The following is a 21,675-nucleotide window of genomic DNA, read 5'->3' on the forward strand; positions in this document are numbered from 1 at the left end:
TCCGATGGGACGCTCGTGAATACTTGGATATTTCATGCTTAATAATTTATTACGTAAAGTCGTTGGTTCTAAAAATGACCGCGATGTTAAACGCATGCACAAGAATGTGCCGCAGATTAATGCCTTAGAAGCAGAGCTCGAGGCGATTAGCGATGCTGAGTTGCAAGGCAAAACGGCTGAGCTACGCCAACGGTTAGAAGCTGGTGAGTCTCTTGATGCGCTGCTAGCGCCCGCCTTTGCAACCGTTCGAGAGGCCAGTAAGCGCGTTATGGGTATGCGCCACTTTGATGTGCAGATGGTGGGTGGCATGACCCTGCACCGTGGTCGAATCGCTGAAATGAAAACCGGTGAGGGTAAAACGCTAGTAGCGACCCTGGCGGTGTATCTGAATGCACTGCCGGGTAAAGGCGTGCACGTGGTCACGGTGAACGACTACCTGGCTCGGCGTGATGCCGAGTGGATGCGTCCGCTGTATGAATTTCTGGGCCTTACCATTGGCGTTATCTTTTCTGGTCAGACTGGCGAAGAGAAGCGTCATGCGTATCACTGCGATATTACCTACGGTACCAACAACGAGTTCGGCTTCGATTATCTTCGCGATAACATGGCGTTTTCGTTAGAAGATAAAGTCCAGCGTGGCCTACATTATGCGATTGTCGATGAAGTTGACTCGATTCTTATCGATGAAGCACGCACGCCGCTGATTATTTCCGGCGCGGTAGATGAAAATACCGATCTTTATAAAGTCGTTAATCAACTTGCCCAACAGCTTGAGAAAGGCGAAGAGATTGAAGATGAAGAGGCCGAGGTTGTTGGTGACTTCTTGGTCGATGAGAAGCAGAAGCAGGTAGAGTTAACGGAGCAGGGGCATAATAAAGTTGAAGAGCTGATGCGCGCTGAAGGCTTATTGGGCGATGAAGAGTCGCTGTATGCCGCGCAAAACCTTAACTTGCTTCAGCATATGCACTCAGCGCTGCGCGCCCGCCATCTCTATCATCGTGATGTCGACTACATCGTCTCTGAAGGTCAGGTGGTGATTGTCGACGAGCACACCGGCCGCTCCATGCCAGGGCGCCGCTGGTCGGAAGGGTTGCACCAAGCTGTTGAGGCCAAAGAGGGCGTTACGGTGCAGCGCGAAAGCCAGACGCTAGCCTCAACGACTTTCCAGAACTATTTCCGTCTGTATGAGAAATTAGCCGGGATGACCGGTACGGCGGATACTGAAGCCTTTGAATTTCGTCAGATTTACGGCCTAGATGTGGTGGTGATTCCCACCAATCGGCCATTGGCCCGTAAAGACCTGAACGATTTGGTTTATTTGAGCGCTGAAGAGAAGTACGAAGCGATCATCAAGGATGTCAAAACCGAAACCGAAGCCGGGCGTCCGGTACTGGTCGGTACGGCTTCGATTGAAACGTCCGAGTACCTTGCCAAGTTGATGCGCGAGGCAGGGCTGACGTTCAGCGTGCTTAACGCCAAGCAGCACCAGAGCGAAGCCGAAATTATTGCTCAGGCAGGCCGCCCAGGGGCGATTACGATTGCCACCAACATGGCCGGTCGTGGCACCGATATCGTGCTAGGCGGTAATTGGGAGGCCGAAGTTGCCAAGCTGCAAAACCCCACTCAAGAACAGGTTGAAGCGTTAAAAGTCGAGTGGCAAGCGCGTCACGATGGTGTACTCGCCGCTGGCGGCCTGCATGTGGTGGGTTCTGAGCGCCATGAGTCCCGGCGTATCGACAACCAGCTGCGTGGCCGGGCCGGGCGTCAGGGCGACCCGGGCTCGACACGGTTCTTCTTGTCGCTTGAAGATAGCCTGATGCGCCTGTTTGGCTCCGACCGCGTCAAACGCTTGATGCAGGCATTGGGCCTCGAGCATGGCGAAGCCATTGAGCATAAGATGGTCTCTAACGCCGTTGAGCGTGCCCAGAAGAAAGTCGAAGGGCGTAACTTCGACATTCGTAAGCAGCTGCTTGAGTACGACGACGTTGCCAACGATCAGCGCCGTGTGATCTACGACCAGCGCAATGAGATTCTTGCCGCTGACGATGTCGCTGATGCCGTTATCGGTATCCGCGAAGAGGTGATGGAGACGGCCATCAGTGACTACGTGCCGCCCCAAAGTCTGCCCGAGCAGTGGGATCTACCCGGTTTGGAAGCGCACCTCAAAACCGAGTTCAATCTTGACGCGCCGGTGGTTAAATGGGCCGCCGAGGATGATCGCTTCAGTGAAGAACAGCTACGTGAAAGACTGCAGACGATGCATCGCGAAGCCTATGCCGCCAAAGTTGAGGCGGCGGGTGAGAAACTGATACGTCGCTTTGAGAAGCAGGTCATGCTGCAAGTGCTGGACACGCGCTGGAAAGAACACCTTCAGTCGATGGATCATCTACGTCGCGGTATCCACCTACGCGGGTATGCCCAGAAAAATCCCAAGCAAGAGTACAAGCGTGAGTCCTTTGAGCTTTTCCAGCACCTGCTAGAGCACATTAAAGCCGATGTGGCACGCATTCTGAGCCACGTGCAGGTTCGTCAGCCCGAGGAAGTAGACGCCCTTGAGCAGCAGCGCCGCGAAGCGCTGGCCCGGGAAACCGCCACGGCGGCAAACCGTCATGACGCCCCGGTTCCAGAGCAGTCAGAAACCGAGCAGGAAGTACCTGGCGTAGATGGACGCCCTGTGCGTCGCGAAGGCCCGAAAGTGGGTCGCAACGACCCCTGTTTTTGTGGCTCGGGTAAAAAGTATAAGCAGTGCTGTGGGAAACTAAACTAACGGCGCCCGTTGTTGAGACGGTCTGTGAAACGGCCTTTGCCTTAAGGAGAAAATCATGGCGGTTGGAAACACTCCCTTTCCAGAGTTGCCACCCCTAGAAGGGGTGCGCCTGGGGGTTGCAATGGCGGGTATCAAGAAGCCAGATCGCCGTGATGTGGTGGTGATAGAACTGCCCGAGACCGCGACGGTGTCAGGGGTCTTTACCCGTAATGCGTTCTGCGCAGCGCCCGTATTGGTGGCTAAGCAACACCTCGAACAGTGCCGGGCAGACAACCGTTCGCCTCGCTTTTGGCTAATCAATACCGGCAATGCCAACGCAGGTACGGGCGAAGCAGGTTTGCGCGATGCGCGAGCTAGCTGTGCTGAGCTGGCTAAACAGGCAGGCGTGTCTGAACAGGACGTACTGCCGTTTTCAACTGGCGTAATTGGCGAGCCGCTGCCAATGGAGCGTCTGCTAGCGGGATTGGCACCGGCGCTTGAAAGCTTGGCCAGCGACAGTGTTGCCTGGGAACACGCGGGTCAAGGCATTTTAACCACCGATACCCGTGCTAAAGGCGCTAGCGTCGCGGTTGAAATAGGCAATCAGCAGGTAAGGATTAACGGCATCACTAAAGGGTCAGGCATGATCAAGCCCAATATGGCGACCATGCTGGGCTTTGTGGTGACCGATGCAACTATCGAAGCGCCGCTACTTGATCGGCTACTGCGTGAAACCGTCGATCGCTCGTTTAACTGCATCACGGTGGACAGCGATACCTCAACCAATGACGCCTGTATGCTGGCGGCGACCGGCATAGGTCCTCGCATCGCCGATGATGAGCAGATTGCTGTTTTCAGCAACGCCCTACAGCGGGTGATGACCGAACTGGCGCAGGCGATTATTCGCGACGGCGAGGGTGCAACCAAATTCGTTACCCTTCAGGTCGATGAGGCGAAAAGCCGTCAAGAGGCGCTTGATGTGGCCTTCACCGTTGCGCATTCACCGCTAGTCAAAACCGCGCTTTACGCCTCAGACGCTAATTGGGGGCGTATTTTGGCTGCGGTTGGGCGAGCGCCTGTGAATGACTTTGACGTCAATCGTGTGGTGATTGATTTAGGCGATGTGCGGCTAGTTGAAAATGGCGGGCGTGCTGAAGGCTATACCGAAGCGGCAGGAAGCGCCGTCATGGCCGAGTCAGAAATTACCATTCGCATTAACTTGGGGCGGGGCGAGGAAAGTGCCACGGTATGGACTTCCGACCTCTCCCATGACTATGTGTCTATTAACGCGGATTACCGCAGCTAGTCAGTCGGCCCTGAATGGGGCGTTGGTTGGCAGGGGTAGTGGGCACACGCAGTGAACAAAGACGTAACGAGTATATGAGTCTATGAGCATAAAGGTAAAACGACGGGTTCACGTCGCGGCGGCAGCGATTATCAGCGCCGATCAACAGCAAGTATTGATCGCTCGTCGGCCATCAAACGTAGATCATGGCGGGCTTTGGGAGTTTCCGGGTGGGAAGCTGGCTCCCTATGAAACCGGTCTTGAAGGGTTAAAGCGTGAGCTGCACGAAGAGCTAGGCGTTGAGATTGTTTGTGCCCAGCCGTTGATTCGCGTCCACCATGAGTATCCAGACAAGCATATCCTGCTTGATGTATGGCAGGTGCATGAGTTTGCTGGCGAGCCCTTTGGTCGTGAAGGGCAGGCGGTGCGCTGGGTGCCCATGAGCGAGCTCTCCAACTACCCCTTCCCAGCGGCTAATTTGCCGATTCTGCGAGCGGTAAGGTTGCCTACCGAGTATTTGATCACCGGTGAAGAGGCTGACGAAGCGCGTTTCGATGCATATTTGGAGCGCGCACTGCGTGAAGACAAGATTCGCCTGGTGCAGCTACGTGCCAAGCAGTTGGATGAGGCGACTTATCTGGCCCGTGCCCAGCGTGCCTTGAGCCTGTGCCGTGAGCACGGTGCACGACTGCTTCTCAATGGTGAGCCGACGCTGCTTGATCACATTGACGCCGATGGCATACATTTGACCAGCGAGCGTTTGATGCAGCTTGGGCGCCGTCCGATTGCCGAAAGCAAGTGGTTGTCGGCATCGACGCACAATCAAGCGCAGTTGACTCAGGCAGCGGTGTTAGGCTGCGACTTTGTTAGCCTTTCGCCTCTGCGCACAACGCCGTCGCACCCGGAAGTATTCCCGCTCGGCTGGCATGACTTCCAGCAGTTGGTGGAGCGCGCTGGTATGCCGGTATTCGCACTGGGGGGCATGACACGCTTTGATGCCAATCATGCCCGTGCCGTCGGCGCCCAAGGTATCGCCTCAATTCGTGACTTCTGGAAGTAATCGGCCGCGCTAGCCCGCCGTGTGTTATCAAAAACGCCTGCCTGGGTATTTCTCCCAGGCAGGCGTTTTGTTTTCTTAGGTTTTTGTAAGGGTTTTGAGAGGGGTTAGTCGCGGTAGCGGCGAGTTAAATCCCCATAAGCATCTACGCGACGATCCCGCAGGTAGGGCCAGATGCGGCGGGTATTTTCACTGCGCGCCATATCTAGCTCAACGACTAACTGCTCGGTCTCTTCTCCCGCATGGGCCAATAGCTCACCTTGCGGCCCACAGACAAAACTACCACCCCAGAACTGAATGCCATCGCCGACTCCGGAATGATCCGCTTCAAAACCAACCCGGTTGGCGACTAGAACGGGCAAGCCGTTGGCCACGCCGTGGGCGCGCTGAATCACTGTCCAGGCATCTTTTTGGCGGCTCTTTTCTTCGCTGTCGTCGTTGGGGGCCCAGCCGATCGCCGTGGGGTAGAGCAGCAGATCGGCACCGGCTAACGCCATAAGCCGGGCGGCTTCGGGATACCACTGATCCCAGCAGACCAACACGCCGAGGCGACCCACGGATGTTTCGATCGGAGTAAAGCCTTCTCCGCGAGCGCTGTCGTGATCACCCGGCGTGAAGTAAAACTTCTCGTAAAATCCAGGATCATCGGGAATGTGCATCTTCCGATACTGGCCAACGCGACCTTTGGCACGGTCATAGACCACGGCGGTATTGTGATAGAGCCCTGGAGCACGGCGCTCAAATAGCGAGCCGACCAGGACAATGTCCAACTCTTTAGCGAGCGCCGCCAGACGCTGACCGGTAGGGCCGTCTAGGGGCTCCGCCAGATCAAACAGGGCAGGGTCTTCGAATTGGCAGAAGTAGTGGGTAGCGTGCAGTTCTTGCAGCAGTACTAACTGCGCGCCTTGTGTGGCGGCGCTACGAATGCCTTCTTCGCTTGCTGACAGGCTTTGGGCTTTGTCCGGCCACGCGGGCTGCTGCACAACAGCGACGGTTAGGGTTGTCGACATGGTGACTCCTCTAGCAAATAGCGGTCGCGGCAAGCGTGCCTTGTGGAAGCTGCATGGTTAAACAGTGCAGACTGCCATGTTGGCGAATAACGCTTACACACTCAATCGGAATTAGCGTGTGCTCGGGAAAAGCAACCGCTAGCGCGTGCAGTGCAGTGATATCCGCCGGGTCGCCGTAGGTAGGCACCAGTACGGCCTGATTGATGATCAGGAAATTCGCGTAGGTGGCCGGTAGGCGGTGGCCATCTTCCGGATCAAAGCAGGCTTGTGGCCAGGGCAGTGGAATAAGCTGGTAGGGTTCACCATTGCGTTGCCGGAAAGCCTGCAGCTCTTTCTCCATCGCCGCCAAGGCCGGGAAGTGGGGGTCGTTGGGGTCGTCACAACGCACATAGGCGATGGTGGATGGGTTGCAGAAGCGTGCCAGGGTATCAATATGGCTGTCGGTATCGTCACCCTCTAAATGGCCGTTGGCCAGCCATAGAACACGGTCAACGCCGAAGTCTTCGCCAAGCCGCGCTTCTACGTCTTCACGAGATAGGCTGGGATTGCGGTTGGGGTTAAGCAGGCATGCTTCGGTGGTGAGCAGCGTGCCTTCACCGTCAGTTTCTATACCGCCGCCTTCCAGTACAAGATCACGCGATGACACCGGGCAGGCCCAGGCGCCCGCATCGGCAAGCCATTGTGTGAGAAGGTTGTCGCGCTCGGCGGGAAATTTGCCACCCCAGCCGGTGAACGTGTAATCAAGCAGCAATAATTGGCCATCCTCATCGACCACGATGATCGGACCATGATCCCGCGCCCAGGTATCATCGGTGGGTGCGACAATAAGCTGCAGGCATTCAGCGGGCACGCCGTAGGCATGAAAAGTATCGACCAAGCGCTGTTTAGTGAGCTCGTCGGGTACGCAAATAAGCACGTGCTGATAGCGCGCGGTGGCAATGACGATGCGTTCGAGGGTGGCTTCGATGCGCGCAAGCAGAGGCGCCCAATCGCCATCTGGGCGTGGCCAGGTCAGTTGTATCCCATCTTGGGGATACCATTCGGGTAGCAAACGATACGTCATAAAAGCGCAGCCCCAAGGTCAGCAGTAAATCGGCGCAATGTAGGGCGTGGCGGGGTAAGTTGCAAGCGTAACGTTATTAATCTGAACGCTCACGGCGCAGACCGCTCTAATGGCCGTTTGAACATGCAGAGAGACTAAAAAAACCGTACCATGAGCGCTTATTGATAAGGAATGACGCCATGCTTGATCGTTTGCCTTTTCTGGTGGGGCTGCGCTACGTGCGCGCTAAACGCCGGAACCACTTTATTTCGTTTATTTCGCTCACCTCGATGTTGGGGCTAATGCTGGGGGTCGCCGTACTTATTCTGGTGCTGTCGGTGATGAACGGCTTCGACCATGAGCTGCGCACACGTATTTTAGGCATGGTGCCCCACGCTAAAATTGAGTCCCGGGCAGGCATGGTGGAGTGGGAGACGTTAGCCGAAGAGTTGATGCAGCGCGAGCGGGTGATTGGTGCGGCACCTTACGTTGAGCAGCAGGGCATGTTCTCCGTGGGTGGGCGTAACCAGGGGGCCATGGTCAACGGCATCAACCCGGAATGGGAAGATCGAGTGTCGATCATTGGTGAGCATATGCGCCAAGGCGAATTGACTGATCTGGTGCCAGGTGAGTGGCACGTGGTGCTGGGCTCAATGCTGGCGCGCAACCTGGGCGTTGGCGTGGGCGATCGAGTGACGCTGCTGGTGCCTGAAGCATCGATTACCCCAGCGGGGGTCTTTCCGCGCTTAAAGCGCTTTACCGTCAGCGGTATTTTTAGCGTCGGTGCTGAGCTGGACGCTAATTTGGCCTATGCCAATATTGAAGATATGCAGACCCTTGCCCGCCTGGGTGATGCGGTGGGCGGGCTTCGTCTACAGTTGGATGATCTGTTTGCTGCCAGTAGCGAAACCCAGGCGATTCTCAATGAGCTTGGCCCGGAGTATCGCGGCAGTGATTGGACGCTCTCACAAGGCAGTCTCTTCCAGGCGATACAGATGGAAAAGCGCATGATCGCGCTGCTGTTAACCGTGATTATCGCCGTGGCAGCGTTTAATATCGTCTCGACGCTGGTCATGGTAGTCACCGACAAAAGCGCGGATATCGCCATTCTGCGGACGATCGGTGCTAAACCGAGCTCGATTATGGGGATTTTTATTGTTCAGGGCATGGCCATTGGGCTGATTGGTATCGCCATGGGGGTGGCCGTGGGTGTACTGCTGGCGCTGACCGTAGCGGATCTGATTGGCTGGGTGGAAGGAACGCTTGGCATTAAGTTCTTGGATGCTGGGGTCTACTTTATTAGTAACCTGCCTTCTCGTCTGCAGTGGGGCGATGTGATCAATATCGTATTGGCCGCCTTTGGACTGACGTTCCTGTCGACACTCTATCCCGCCTGGCGAGCGGCAAGAGTTCAGCCGGCGGATGTGCTGCGCTATGAATAATGGCTTCAGGAACCAGGATGACACGATGTCTATGAATTCGACGGCTATAAATTCTCAGCCCATCAATACTGGGCCCATCAATACTGGGCAAGAGGCGGCGGTAATGCTCGATTGTCAGTCGTTGACACGCACCTACAGCGAAGGGCCCCAGGATCTGACGGTACTGGATAATCTCAATTTGCAGGTGCGTGCCGGGGAGCGGGTAGCCATTGTGGGCAGCTCTGGCTCGGGTAAGACAACGCTGCTAAACCTGCTGGGCGGCCTTGATCGTCCCAGTAAAGGCAGCGTTGTTATCGCTGGTGAGCCGCTATCAGGTTTGAATGAGGCGGCGCTTGGCAGCTTTCGTAATCGCTACATCGGCTTTGTCTACCAGTTCCACCATCTGTTGGCGGAATTTACCGCCGTCGAAAATGCGGCGTTACCGCTAATTATTCGCGGCCAGTCGAAAAAGGTAGCCGAGAAGCGGGCCATGCAGATACTCGAGCGGGTAGGCATGCAGCCGCGGGCAGATCATAAGCCGGGGGAACTTTCCGGTGGGGAGCGCCAGCGCGTGGCGATTGCCCGAGCGCTGGTCACCGATCCTAGCCTGGTGCTGATGGATGAGCCAACGGGCAATCTGGATCAAACCACAGCAGCCACGATTTTGGCGCTGATGGACGAACTGGCAAAAGAGAGCGCCTGTGCGTTCGTGATTGTGACCCATGACGTTAGCTTAGCCGCCCATCAAGACCGCGTGCTTAAACTGGATGCGGGTAAATTGGTCGAGCAGGCACCAACGCTTTAACCGTCGAGTTCAATCCTTAAATCTTATCGTCAAATTCTGCTTTTATCTGTGCACGCCGCTGCCGACGTATCAGGCGGCGGCGTTTCCAGTTATGGGAGACGTGCCAGCGCCAGATCAAGCGAATGCCAATGTTGACCACGATGGCTAATATGATCGCTGTTACCAACGAGCCGACGATCAGTGGCGGCATAATGTCGTGCATCTGTTCGGCGATCCAGCGCGTTGAAATACGCGAAGGGGCCTCCCGCACGGGCGCGCCAAGGATAAAGGTGCCAATCCAATAGTTGCCGTAAAAAATCAACGGCATCGTTAAGGGGTTGGTAATCCATACCAAGCCCACAGAGAGGGCTAAATTGCAGCGTGTTAGGCGCGCGCCCAGCGCGGCAATGACCATCTGAAAGGGGATGGGCAGCATCGCGCAGAACACGCCCACGCTAAACGCGTTGGCAACGCTTCGGCGAGTTAAAAGCCACAAACCCGGATCTGCAATCAGCGGTGCCATAAAGCGTAGCGAGCGCTGTTTCTTGATAGTGTCGGGTTTGGGCATGTAGCGCTGCAGGAATCTGCGCGGCATGACGGATACTCTTACCTATCGATGTGGCTCATTATCCATATCGAGCTGCCTTTCGGCTATGCTAGGCCATCAATGAAGCGTCGCCAGGGAGGGTTCTATGCGGTTAGGTGTTGCCATGCCAGCGGCGTTTGCGGCACTCGCAGGGGGGATTTTTGCTTGGTATTGCCACACGGCAGGGGTGATTCCAAACGCATTTAGCTGGGGGTTGGTAGTTGCGTTGCTGGCAATGGGATGGCGCCCACGCATAGGTATATGGCTGCTAATCGGCGCGTGGGTCTTTATTAGCGTACAAGGTGAATGGGGTAGTCGCTTGCTGGCGGGGCTAAGCGGAGAAGATATTGCCGTTGAGGCAACCGTGTTGACCGCCCAGCCGCTGGGTAACGCGACACGCCTGCTGTTAAGCCTTGACCAGTGTCGAAGCTCTGCAAATAGTCCGGTAAAACGCCCCAGCTGCTCTTCGCTCGCCAAGGTGCGCATAACCGCTTATAGCGATGAGCGATTTAAGCCCGGTGAGCAGTGGCAAATGACGTTGCGTTTGCGACCTCCCAGTGGCTTTGCCAATCCTGATACCTTCAATTATGAGCAGTGGTTGTGGCGCGAGGGGATCCACGCGACAGGCTACCTGCGCCAGGAGCCAACGCCAGTTCGGCTCTCTTCTGCTGGCCCCTCGCTGCGCCAGTTAGCGCTGGATTTTTTAGCCCGTCAGCCGCTCGACGATCAAACCAAGCGCTGGCTGGCAGCATTGACGTTAGGCGATAGCGAACAGCTTACCCAAGACGACTGGTCGCTGCTGAATGCCACCGGCACCACGCATCTGGTGGTTATTTCAGGCTTGCATGTGGGGCTAGTGGCGTCGTTTGTGCTGCTGTTGGCCAAGTTAGGCGCTCGTTTTACAACGCCCACCAACTGGCGTATGCGCACCTGGCCATGGTGGGTGGCAGCGCTAGCCTGTGTCAGTTACACCACCCTTGCAGGGATGGCTCCACCGGCCATGCGGGCGATGGTGATGACATTGATCGGGCTGTGGGTGCTCAGTGGTCGGCATGCACCGGGGGCTTGGCAAGCGTGGTGGCTGGCGCTTGCGCTGGTACTGATGGTTGATCCGCTCGCGTTATGGCGGCCGGGCATGTGGCTTTCGTTTGTGGCAGTCGCGTGGCTGATTATTATTTGGCAGGGACGGCGGCGTCCTCAGGGGTTAAAGGGCTGGTGTTGGGCGCTTGTGAGATCGCAACTGCTGCTAGCTCCGCTAATGGCTGCCGCCGTCTTGGTGGCCTTTGGTCGAGTGGCGCCAGCCGCACCATTGATCAATTTAGTCGCCGTGCCCTGGGTGAGCTCGGTAATGGTGCCAACGGCACTTTTGGGGTGGCTGCTGTCACCTATTCCCTTGGTAGGAGAGACGGTGTGGTGGCTGTTTGAGCAGGCGCTGAGTGTTTTCCACCTGTTGCTGACGCTTACTGTGCAGCATTGGCCACTATGGGAACCTGATCGGACGTTAACCTATCCGCTCGCCACCGCACTGCTACTGCTCTCGTTATGCTGGGGACTACCCGCCGTGCTGCCAGGTTTACGGCTGGCTGCCACGGCGTTGGCCTTAGCGCTCCCGTGGTGGTCGCTTTCATCATCGATTCCCCAAAATACGCTTAAAGTTAGTGTCTACGACGTTGGGCAGGGGCAGGTGATAGAGCTGCGTAGCGAACATTTTCGCCTGCTTTACGACACCGGGCCGCGCTTTCGTAGTGGCTTTATGCCGCTGGAAACGCTGTGGTCGCCGGGACAGCAGTTTGATCAAGTAATAGTCAGCCACGCTGATAATGACCATGCGGGTGGTATCGGCGCATTGCTGGTCGATCATCGGGTCAGTCAGTGGATGGCTCCGGCAGGTGAGGAACTGCCAGTTTCCAGTATTGATTGTCAGCGTGGTCAAACATGGCAGCGCGATGGAGTGAGTTCCCGCATTCTCTGGCCGCCCGCGGGTGATAACGATTTATCTGCCAACGACCGCTCCTGTGTACTTGAGGTGAGCGTTGGTGAGCAACGACTGCTGATTACTGGGGATGTGAGCACAGAGGTAGAGCGACGCTTTCTGCGTGAGGTAGAGCTGCCCGTTAGTGTATTGGTGGCAGGGCACCATGGCAGTGGCACCAGCTCGGGGATTCAGTTTGTGCGTCATACCGCACCAGAGCATGTGATATTTAGCGCCGGGCGGAGTAATGCTTTTCAGCATCCGGTAGATTCCGTCGTGCGCCGTTTTCGCCAGCAGGGAAGTTGTCTATGGAGTACTGCTCATGATGGAGCCCTGCTATTTTGGTTAAACGCGGCCCATCCCGTTCAAGTTGAAACGACGCGACCAGTGCCAAGACGACGCAACCAGTGTTGAAGCGGGTCGCCATCAGGTAGAATTCCCCGCACTGCATACTATAGGCCCTAAGGTCTAAGCTAGGAGCGAGTGTGACTGATTCAGGTTGGGGTATCTATAAGCGGTTGTTGGGCTATGTGAAGCCGCATTGGCGGGCTTTTGCGCTAGCGATAGTGGGCTTTGTGGTTTACGCCGCGTCGAGTACCGCGCTGGCGGAAATGATGAAGCGCTTGATTGATGGTATTCAAAACCCAGATGCGGCGTTTCGGCTATTTCTACCGCTGTTCGTGATTATTATGTTTTCCGCTCGGGGGGTCGGTACTTTTCTAAGCACCTACTTCATGGCCTATGTGGGCCGCTACGTGATTCATACCCTGCGTTGCGATGTGTTTGCTCATCTACTTCATCTTCCCGGCTGGTTTTTTGATCATCACTCCAGTGGTCAACTGGTATCGCGGGTGACCTACCATGTTGAGCAAGTCGCGGGGGCGGCTACCAAGGCGGTGACGATTATTCTCCGTGAAGGGCTGTTCGTCGTCGGTCTGGTGCTCTACCTACTCTGGACTAACTGGATGCTAACGCTGCTGTTTTTGGGTGTTACGCCGATCATTGCCGTGGTGGTGAGCTACGTCAGCAAGCGTTTCAGGCGTATTTCAAAACGTATTCAGCACTCCATGGGGGATGTTACCCATATTGCCTCAGAAGCGCTGTCGGGCTATCGGGTAGTACGCACCCACGGCGCCGAGCAGTATGAAAAGCAGCGCTTTGAGCGGGTAAGCGAAGAGAATCGCCGTCAGAGTATGAAAGAAGCCATGACCCGTGCGGTCAGTTCCCCGGTGATTCTGATGCTGGTGGCTATCTCCATGGCGCTACTGGTCTGGCTGGCCATGGCACCCTCGCTGATGGCGAACATGACGCCCGGTGAGTTTGTGGCCTTTATTACTGCGGCGGCTTTGATGATCAAGCCCGTGCGCCAACTGACTGAGATTAACGGTGAAATTCAGAAAGGCCTGGCGGCCGCATCAGAGCTTTTCGGCTTGCTGGATATGACCCCTGAAGAGGATAGTGGCAAACATATCGCCAGCCGTTTAAGCGGCGATGTCGTGATTGATCATGTTAGCTTCCGCTACGCCGATGACCAGCCCGAGATTCTGCACGATATCAATCTGCGCATAGCGCCGGGCGAGCTGGTGGCAATAGTTGGGCGTTCGGGAAGCGGTAAGTCCACTCTGATCAGCCTGCTGCCGCGTTTTTATCGTCCCAGCCAGGGGAGCATTACGATCGATGGCATCAATGTTGATGACTATGCGCTTGGCCCACTGCGCCAGCAGATCGCCCTGGTGTCACAGCAGGTGACACTGTTTAACGCTTCGATTGCCGATAATATTGCTTACGGGGTGGCCAACCCTGATCCCCAGGCTATACAGGCTGCGGCTGAAGCCGCCTATGCCCATGAATTTATCGATAAACTGCCCAATGGTTATGCCACCACGGTGGGTGAAAATGGCGTGATGCTCTCGGGCGGCCAACGCCAGCGGCTGGCGATAGCCCGGGCGATTTTCAAGGATGCGCCGCTACTGGTGCTGGATGAGGCCACTTCCGCGTTGGATACGGAATCTGAGCGCTATATTCAGAAAGCCCTTGAGCGCGTCTGTGAAGGGCGCACCACGCTGGTCATCGCCCACCGCCTTTCCACCATTGAGCGGGCTGACCGCATTGTGGTGATGGATCAGGGGCGCATTATCGAAGAGGGGGCGCACCAGGCATTGCTGGAAGCCGATGGCGCCTATGCAGCACTCCATCAGCTACAGTTCCAAGAAGCGCCATGAGACTATCAATATGAGCATTTTGATATGAGCCTATTGTGATGAGCTCTGCCAAGAGAATGTTGTCAGAGCGCTGGCTGCAAGGCGCTTATCAGGGCAGTCGTTGGCTATTGCCGCTGAGGCCGTTAGGGGCGCTGTACCAGTGGGCCATGGCGCGGCGTGAGCGTGGGTACTCTAGCGGCAAGAAAGCCACTTGGAAGGCGCCGGTGCCGGTTATTGTGGTCGGTAATATTACCTTGGGGGGAACGGGTAAATCGCCGCTGGTGGCGTGGCTGGCTGGCTGGCTGGTGGCTCAAGGCTGGTCGCCAGGCATCGTTAGCCGCGGCTACGGCGGAAAAGCGTCCAGTTACCCGCTACCGGTCACCGCCGACACTAACGTGGCCGAAAGCGGCGATGAGCCGCTGATGCTGGCACAGCAGACGGGGCTGCCCGTGGTCGCAGACCCCAATCGCGTGCGCGGAGTTCAGGCACTGGTAGAGACGGGCTGCGATATTATTTTGAGCGATGACGGTTTGCAGCACTTGGCGCTGGATCGAGATATTGAGGTGGTGGTTGTGGATGGTGCCCGTGGATTGGGCAACGGGCGCTGCCTGCCCGCCGGGCCTCTGCGCGAGTCGCCCAGCCGGTTGCAGCGAGTTGATGCGGTGGTCATCAACGGTGACTTACAGTCGTCGCTGTCGGTTGCCCCGACTATTATGCAGTCAGCCACCACTATGCAGCTGGCGCCGTTGTGCTGGCGCCGCCTTGATGACGGCGCCCGTTTTCCGCTTGAGCCACTGCCGTTTACGCTGCCGGTGCACGCGATGGCAGGTATCGGACATCCCGAGCGCTTTTTTCGTACGCTCTCCGCGTTGGGTGTTAAGGGCGAGTGGCACCCGTTAGCCGATCACCAGCACTTTAGTGCGGACGCGCTAAGCTTTACAGATACCCGCCCAGTAATTATGACCGCTAAAGACGCCGTGAAGTGTTACGCCCTGGCCCCGCCTAACAGTTGGGTATTAGATGTGGAGGCAACCCTTCCACCCGAATTTGAGCACTGGCTGGCAGCGCGGCTGTCGGCACTTTCTTGAAGGAGATACGCGCATGGATAAGGAACTGCTGGCAATGCTGGTCTGCCCGATGTGTAACGGTAAACTGAAGTATGACCGTGACGCTCAAGAGCTGCGCTGCCACTACGATGGCCTGGCCTATCCGATCAAAGAGGGGATTCCGGTAATGCTGCCGGAAGAGGCTCGCGTGATGGATGCCAATGAAAAGCTGCACACTTCACAAGGGCGTTCCCCTGGTGGTTCTCCAGGGCGTCCCCAAGAGCGTTTAGGAGACGCTTAATGGCTGTCTTTGATGACATGGCTGATGAAATGGTCGATTTCAAGGTGCCTGATTTTACCGTTGTCGTACCTGCTCGCTACGGCTCTTCTCGGCTGCCGGGCAAGCCACTGCTTGATATTGCCGGCGAACCGATGGTCGCTCACGTATGGCGCCGTGCTTGCCAAAGCCACGCCAGTCGGGTGGTCGTGGCAACAGACGATAGCCGTATTCGTGATGCCATGCTGCCCTACGGCGCCGAAGTGATCATGACCCGCGACGATCATCCCTCGGGCACCGACCGCTTAGCCGAGGTGGCTGATATATTGGCATTGACGGATGATGCGCTGCTGGTGAATGTGCAGGGCGACGAGCCGCTGATTCCCCCCGCGCTGATCAACCAGGTGGCGCTGCGCCTAGCCGATGATCCTGAAGCGTCGATAGCCACGCTGGCAGAGCCTATCAATGACGTGGGCACGTTGTTTAATCCCAACGTGGTTAAAGTAGTGCGCACACTGCAAGGCCGCGCGCTGTATTTCTCACGGGCACCGATCCCCTGGGATCGTGAGCAGTTCAAAGCACCACCGACCATGCTGGCAACCGATGCATGGCTGCGCCATATCGGCTTGTATGCGTATCGTGCCGGTTTTCTAGCTGCCTACCGGGACTGGCCCGCCTCAAGCCTTGAGCAGCTCGAACAGCTCGAGCAGCTACGTGCACTGCAGAATGGCCACGCTATTCAAGTGGCACTGGCCTGTGAAATAAATCCTGCCGGTGTTGATACGGCCGAGGATCTTGCGCGTGTTCGGGCGCTGCTTGAGCAGCTCAGTTTTTAAGGAGCTATCGTGAAAGTATTATTTGTATGTTTAGGCAATATTTGCCGTTCACCGACCGCCGAAGGTGTTTTTCGTCGTGCCCTTGAGCGAGCGGGAATGGCCGATGAGGTCGAGATAGACTCCTGCGGCGTCGGCAGTTGGCATGTAGGCAAAGCGCCGGACGCCCGCGCCCAGCAGGCAGCGCTACTGCGCGGTATTGATTTAAGTAGCCTGCGTGCCCGCCAGCTAAGCAAGCACGACTTTACCCGATTCGACTACGTGCTCGGCATGGATCAGGACAATTTACGCGCCATGCGCGAGCTGAAGCCTGCCAATAGCCAGGCGCATGTTGGGCTGTTTTTAGATTTTGCCGGTACCCCCGGTGCCGAAGTGCCAGACCCCTATTATGGCGGTGATGAGGGGTTTGAGAAGGTTCTAGATATGATTGAAGCTGCATCAGAAGGGCTGATTCGACACCTTAAGCGAGAGCTGTAATGGGTCTGAAGGTGTGGCTGCGCAGATGAATATTCTCAGCAATGTGGATTTGTCCGCCGCTAATACGCTTAGGTTGCCCTGCCAGGCAGAGCGCTTCGCGGCACCATCGACACTAACAGCACTAGGTCAAACGTTAGCCAAGGCTCACCATGAAGGCTGGCCCGTCACGCTTCTCGGTGGCGGCAGCAATGTTCTGCTTCCTGAAAAGTTGCCGGGTTTGGTCGTGCGGCCTGATTTGCAACAGTGCTGGTTTAGTCAGCGTCAAGGGCACGTGCTTGCCCACGTAGGGGCGGGGGTTAATTGGCATGCGCTGGTGATGACGACTGCCGCACGAGGTCTCTGGGGTATTGAAAATCTGGCGCTGATTCCTGGCAGTTGTGGTGCCGCGCCGGTGCAGAACATTGGCGCCTACGGCGTTGAGCTTGCCGACACGCTGCAAGCGGTACAGGTAATGGAGCTTGCCACTGGACGGGTTGATTGGTTGGACGCCCAGCAGTGCGCTTTTGGTTACCGTGAAAGTATCTTTAAAAGCGAGTTGGCGGGTAGGGTTGTCATTACTCAATTGGTCTTACGTTTATCGCGGACGCCAGCCCCGCAGCTTGGGTATGGCGACCTGGCTAAGAGGTTAACGGGCTCTCCCACGCCGTTTGCGGTAGCCGAAACGGTATGCGCCATTCGGCGCGAGAAACTGCCCGATCCACAGGTGCTGGCCAATGCGGGGAGCTTCTTTAAAAACCCATTGGTGGCTGGAGCGAAGGCAGCGCAGTTATTACAGCAGTTTCCCGCAATGCCCCATTTTCCCCAACAGGCGGGGCAAACAAAGCTGGCGGCGGGGTGGTTAATCGACCAGTGTGGTTTGAAAGGGATGCGTGATGGTGCCTTTGGTGTGCATCAGTATCAAGCACTGGTGCTGGTGCACTTTGGCGGCGGTGATCGGCAGGGCCTAATGAAAACAGCTAGCTATATCGCTGACCAAGTCGAGGCACGCTTTGGGGTGCGTTTAGAGCCCGAGCCGCGGTTGGTTAATCCCTGTTAGTTCACGTCTATTAGTTAATTTCTATGCCCTGCTTCTAAGGTGCACCTAACGCAAAAATCCCCGCCGAAGCGGGGATTTTTGTTAGTGCAACACGCGCCCGATTTATTCGGAGCGGGTGTCTTGCTGGGCCTGTTTGCGCTTCTCACGCGGGTCATTGTGAGCCCGGGTGCGACGACGGCGTGGTTTAGCCGCTTCTTCAGTTGCTGCGTTTTCAACGGGTGTTTCACTGGCGACCGGCTGAGCAGGCTGAGGCTCTGCTTCAGTGACAGGAGCTTCAGTCGTTCCTCGTTCGTCGCCACTCTTTTCAGGGCTATTATCTTCAGCGCTATTCAGTTCAACGCCCGTGGCTTCAACACCTGGGTCTTCAACGTTTCCGTCTTTAACATTCTGAGGCTCATCAGCTTTTGCTGCGGTGTCTTGTTTCGGCTCGCTGCTTTGATCCGTATCACTACTCAAAGGAGTAGGGGCGGCGGCTTCTTCAATAGTTGCCGCTGGATCTACAACGTTACCCGCAGGCGGTTCGATGGCTTTAGGCGTTACCGGTTCGCTAACGCTTGGCTGACTATCGTCGGTTTTCTCACTCACAGATGGCTCTGCGCTGGCCTCGGCTTCTGTTGAGTTCACCTCTGATGGTGCTACCTGCTCAGCGTTGGCTGCGGTCTCCGGTTGGCTCGGCTTGGCAACGGCCTCATCCTGCTCAACGGTATTGTCAGCTGGCGTCTGTTCCGACGCTGACACCGCTTTAGGCTGACGGCGCTGGTGAGTCGATTTGCGCGCTTTAGCGTTCTCTGCCACAGGCCGGTCGGCGGTCGTTGCGTCGTCCGCTTGCTCAGGCTCCGGCTTAGTCTCGGGCTTAGCATTGGACTCAGGCGCATCGGCTGCTGCCACTTCTTGCTGAGCGGTATCGTCTGCTGGCGCAGCGGTATGACTCTCCGATGCCGACTCTGTGGTAGTCGGTGCGTCACTTGTCGCTGCTTTAGCTACCGGCGCCTGTTCTTCTTTAGCAGGAGCTTCGCTCGGCTCTTGAGTTGCTGCTGGCGCTTCATCCTGAACTTCAGCCTGCAGTTTTAACTGCTCTGCTTCGGCCTGGGGATTGATTGCCTGAGTGCGTGTGCGGTTGCGCGGATTATTACGCGTACGCTTCGGCTTGCCGTCGTCTTGCGGAGTCTCAGGGGGCTTTGTCTCTGAGCCATTGGCCGCTTCATCGCGCTGATTGTTGCGGTTTTTATCACCACCGGTATCGCGACGCGATTCTTTCTGTGCTGCACTTTTACCGTTGTTGCTCTCTTTAGAGCCGTCTTTTGCAGCGCTGTCTTTGGAAGAGGAGCTATCAGCCTGGGTCTCTTTACGAGGTGCTTTGTTAGCTGATTCTTGCCCGCTAGTATCGTCTTGCTGAGGGTGACGACGGCGGTTGCGGGTGCGGCTGGGGCCGCTGCGCTTATCGCTATTATCGTCACTGGCAGGGCGCGGCGTACTGCTGCGCTGCTCGGCTTTTGTGTCAGCTTTCTGTTCAGCTTTGGGCTCGGGGCGGGCGCTACTTTCGCTGCGCGACTCATTACGGCTTGCGTTGTCACCGCGCTCGCCACGTGACGACTTTTGCCGCGACTCGTTGCTGCGCTGATGGGTTTTACGCTCGCTTGGCTTGCGCGGCGCCGGGGTTTCAACCTTGGGCTCTGGCGTGGCTTCTGAACTGCTTTCGTCGCTACCGAGCAGTTTGGCGAAACCGCGCATAAAGCGGCCAATAACGCTAGGTTGCTCGCTGGTCACGGGGGCTGCTTTAGTCGCCGAGGCTGGAGATGCGGCAGGCGCTTTCTCTTCAGTTTGCAGCGATGCCGGAGCGGGAGCGTTGTGCGTAACACTCTTAACAGCAGCTTCGGCCCTTAGCGCGGGCGGTACGAAGCTGGGTGCCGGCTCTTTGCCTACTTCGGTATCGGTGGAGAGCTCAAAGCTCGATAGGCTTTGTGTGTCGTCCTCGTCCAGATGATCATCGCGCAACCGCTGTACGTCGTAGTGGGGCGTATCCATTTCAGGATTGGGCAGCAGCACTACGCGCACATTCTGACGAGACTCAAGGTCCGCCAGTACGCTACGTTTTTCATTGAGCAGGTAAGTCGCCACGGGGACCGGCAGAATGGCGCGAATCTGCGCGCTATTCTCTTTCATCGCCTCTTCTTCAATCAGACGCATGATGGAGAGAGAGAGTGAGCGCACATCGCGAATGGTGCCCTGGCCATTACAGCGCGGGCAGACCACGCCGCTGGTTTCACCCAGCGAGGGGCGCAGACGCTGGCGGGACATTTCCATCAGGCCAAAGCGTGAAATGCGGCCAATTTGCACGCGGGCGCGATCCAGCTTTAGAGCGTCGCGCATGCGGTTTTCAACTTCACGCTGATTGCGCGCCGGCCCCATGTCGATAAAGTCGATAACCACCAAACCGCCGATATCGCGCAGGCGCAGCTGGCGGGCGATTTCATCGGCGGCTTCAGAGTTGGTCTGTAGTGCAGTCTCTTCGATATCGCTGCCGCGGGTGGCGCGGGCGGAGTTGATATCGATAGAGACCAGCGCTTCGGTGTGGTCGATCACAATCGAGCCGCCAGAAGGTAACTTCACTTCGCGCTGATAGGCGGTTTCGATTTGCGATTCGATCTGGAAGCGCGAGAACAGGGGTACTTCGTCCGCGTAGAGTTTGATCTTTTGCTGATACGAAGGCATTACTTGACGGATAAAAGCCAGCGCTTCGGCATGAATCTCGGGGCTGTCGATCAACACTTCGCCAATATCCTGGCGTAGGTAATCGCGCATGGCGCGAATGATGACGTTGGATTCACGGTAAATCAGGAACGGAGCAGGGCGCTTGGCGGCTTCGGTAGTGATGGATTCCCACACCTGAACCAAATAATCCAAGTCCCACTGCAGCTCTTCCGGGTTGCGGCCGATGCCAGCAGTGCGCACGATCAGGCCCATTTTATCCGGTACGGTCAGCTGACCCATGGCATCTTTGAGCTGGCTGCGTTCATCGCCTTCTATACGGCGAGAAATGCCGCCAGCACGCGGATTATTGGGCATCAATACCAAAAAGCGGCCAGCCAGGCTAACAAAAGTGGTCAGCGCGGCGCCTTTATTGCCACGCTCCTCTTTATCGACCTGGACGATGACCTCTTGGCCCTCTTTAAGCACTTCTTTAATGCTCGGACGTCCGGAAACGTCTTTGACAAAGTACTCGCGAGAGATCTCTTTTAAAGGCAAAAAGCCGTGACGATCAGCGCCGTAGTCAACAAAGGCCGCTTCAAGGGAGGGCTCTACGCGGGTGATTTTGCCGCGATAGATATTGGCTTTTTTCTGTTCTCTTGCGCCGGATTCGATATCTAAATCGTAAAGGCGTTGTCCATCAACTAAAGCGACACGCAGCTCTTCTGGCTGGGTCGCATTAATAAGCATCCGTTTCATAGTGTCTCGCATAGCGTTGCGTGCCGGCGAACTGCCTATTGGGTGACGTAGGCGAATCGCTGGGTGCTGCGTGCTTGTGCTCGGCGCATTGCAATGCTGACGCGTCAAGCCGGGAAGGCGTCATCGCCAACCCGGCCAATAGGGCGTTGAGTACGTGGCGGAGGCAGGACGTGTTCCGGTGGCTGTCACGTCCATCCGGCCCTGCTGACACCGCCAACACCTGGCATTCATCGATTCACCAACGCCGGCCACCGGCACAGCGTTGAACTTGTCGCCCGGAGTCAGTCTGCGCCTTGTGACGAATAAGACGGAGCTACTCAGGGCGTGGCGTTGTTTAGTTACTGCCTGCCGTTGAGGGCTAGGCTTACTTTCCTCTGCCGGCATAAAAAACGGGCGGCAGAGTTACTGCATTTTTAAGATCAGTTTTTAATACTGGAAAACGGGCAATGCGTACA

16 protein-coding genes are annotated in these 21,675 nt (G+C 56.6%); 12 read left to right on the forward strand and 4 right to left on the reverse strand.

Annotated elements, in window-relative coordinates:
* Positions 1–34: 34 nt before the first annotated feature.
* From secA to QEN58_RS07415, 3 genes are all read left to right on the forward strand, one after another.
* Positions 35–2,767 (forward strand): preprotein translocase subunit SecA, encoded by a 2,733-nt coding sequence (gene secA / locus QEN58_RS07405; RefSeq protein WP_280106471.1) that lies wholly within the window; start codon positions 35–37, stop codon positions 2,765–2,767.
* 55 nt (positions 2,768–2,822) lie between these two features.
* Complete coding sequence (gene argJ / locus QEN58_RS07410) at positions 2,823–4,052, forward strand: bifunctional glutamate N-acetyltransferase/amino-acid acetyltransferase ArgJ (RefSeq protein ID WP_280106472.1); 1,230 nt, start codon at positions 2,823–2,825, stop codon at positions 4,050–4,052.
* 82 nt (positions 4,053–4,134) lie between these two features.
* On the forward strand, positions 4,135–5,091 hold the full coding sequence (locus tag QEN58_RS07415) for a Nudix family hydrolase (protein WP_280106473.1): 957 nt from the start codon (positions 4,135–4,137) through the stop codon (positions 5,089–5,091).
* Between the two features lie 104 nt (positions 5,092–5,195).
* Here the strand turns inward: QEN58_RS07415 and QEN58_RS07420 are convergent, their stop codons facing one another.
* Both QEN58_RS07420 and QEN58_RS07425 read right to left on the reverse strand, forming a co-directional pair.
* Positions 5,196–6,098, reverse strand: coding sequence for a carbon-nitrogen hydrolase (locus QEN58_RS07420; protein ID WP_280106474.1), 903 nt, complete (start codon positions 6,096–6,098; stop codon positions 5,196–5,198).
* Between the two features lie 10 nt (positions 6,099–6,108).
* A complete protein-coding gene (locus QEN58_RS07425) occupies positions 6,109–7,161 on the reverse strand; it encodes an agmatine deiminase family protein (protein ID WP_280106475.1) in 1,053 nt (350 codons plus the stop codon).
* A gap of 179 nt (positions 7,162–7,340) precedes the next feature.
* Here QEN58_RS07425 and QEN58_RS07430 point away from each other — a divergent pair, with 179 nt between their 5' ends.
* Positions 7,341–8,582, forward strand: coding sequence for a lipoprotein-releasing ABC transporter permease subunit (locus tag QEN58_RS07430; protein ID WP_280106476.1), 1,242 nt, complete (start codon positions 7,341–7,343; stop codon positions 8,580–8,582).
* Between the two features lie 31 nt (positions 8,583–8,613).
* Entirely contained in the window at positions 8,614–9,366 is a 753-nt protein-coding gene (locus QEN58_RS07435; RefSeq protein WP_425270324.1) for an ABC transporter ATP-binding protein, read from the forward strand.
* 16 nt (positions 9,367–9,382) lie between these two features.
* Here QEN58_RS07435 and QEN58_RS07440 read toward each other — a convergent pair whose 3' ends face one another.
* A complete protein-coding gene (locus QEN58_RS07440) occupies positions 9,383–9,940 on the reverse strand; it encodes a DUF2062 domain-containing protein (RefSeq protein WP_280106477.1) in 558 nt (185 codons plus the stop codon).
* Positions 9,941–10,037: 97 nt separating this feature from the next.
* Here QEN58_RS07440 and QEN58_RS07445 point away from each other — a divergent pair, with 97 nt between their 5' ends.
* The 7 genes from QEN58_RS07445 to murB all read left to right on the forward strand — a co-directional run bounded on the left by QEN58_RS07445 (position 10,038) and on the right by murB (position 17,773).
* Complete coding sequence (locus tag QEN58_RS07445) at positions 10,038–12,317, forward strand: DNA internalization-related competence protein ComEC/Rec2 (RefSeq protein ID WP_280106478.1); 2,280 nt, start codon at positions 10,038–10,040, stop codon at positions 12,315–12,317.
* 71 nt (positions 12,318–12,388) lie between these two features.
* Complete coding sequence (gene msbA / locus QEN58_RS07450; RefSeq protein ID WP_280106479.1) at positions 12,389–14,125, forward strand: lipid A export permease/ATP-binding protein MsbA; 1,737 nt, start codon at positions 12,389–12,391, stop codon at positions 14,123–14,125.
* 38 nt (positions 14,126–14,163) lie between these two features.
* Positions 14,164–15,192 carry a tetraacyldisaccharide 4'-kinase gene (lpxK, locus tag QEN58_RS07455; protein WP_280106480.1) on the forward strand — a complete coding sequence of 343 codons (1,029 nt, stop codon included), beginning with the start codon at positions 14,164–14,166 and terminating at the stop codon, positions 15,190–15,192.
* 13 nt (positions 15,193–15,205) lie between these two features.
* Positions 15,206–15,451 carry a Trm112 family protein gene (locus QEN58_RS07460; protein ID WP_280106482.1) on the forward strand — a complete coding sequence of 82 codons (246 nt, stop codon included), beginning with the start codon at positions 15,206–15,208 and terminating at the stop codon, positions 15,449–15,451.
* Positions 15,451–16,263: a 3-deoxy-manno-octulosonate cytidylyltransferase gene (gene kdsB, locus QEN58_RS07465; RefSeq protein WP_280106483.1), complete on the forward strand. Its 813-nt coding sequence runs from the start codon at positions 15,451–15,453 to the stop codon at positions 16,261–16,263. The genes QEN58_RS07460 and kdsB overlap by 1 nt, the downstream gene beginning before the upstream one ends.
* 9 nt (positions 16,264–16,272) lie before the next feature.
* Complete coding sequence (locus tag QEN58_RS07470; protein WP_280106484.1) at positions 16,273–16,737, forward strand: low molecular weight protein-tyrosine-phosphatase; 465 nt, start codon at positions 16,273–16,275, stop codon at positions 16,735–16,737.
* Between the two features lie 25 nt (positions 16,738–16,762).
* On the forward strand, positions 16,763–17,773 hold the full coding sequence (murB, locus tag QEN58_RS07475) for a UDP-N-acetylmuramate dehydrogenase (RefSeq protein ID WP_280106486.1): 1,011 nt from the start codon (positions 16,763–16,765) through the stop codon (positions 17,771–17,773).
* Positions 17,774–17,875: 102 nt separating this feature from the next.
* On the opposite strand, the gene rne is transcribed toward murB, so the two are convergent.
* Positions 17,876–21,220, reverse strand: a complete 3,345-nt coding sequence (rne, locus tag QEN58_RS07480; protein WP_280106487.1) for a ribonuclease E — start codon at positions 21,218–21,220, stop codon at positions 17,876–17,878.
* Positions 21,221–21,675: the final 455 nt, after the last annotated feature.

Source organism: Halomonas alkaliantarctica, from assembly GCF_029854215.1.
GTDB classification, from domain to species: Bacteria; Pseudomonadota; Gammaproteobacteria; order Pseudomonadales; family Halomonadaceae; genus Vreelandella; species Vreelandella alkaliantarctica_A.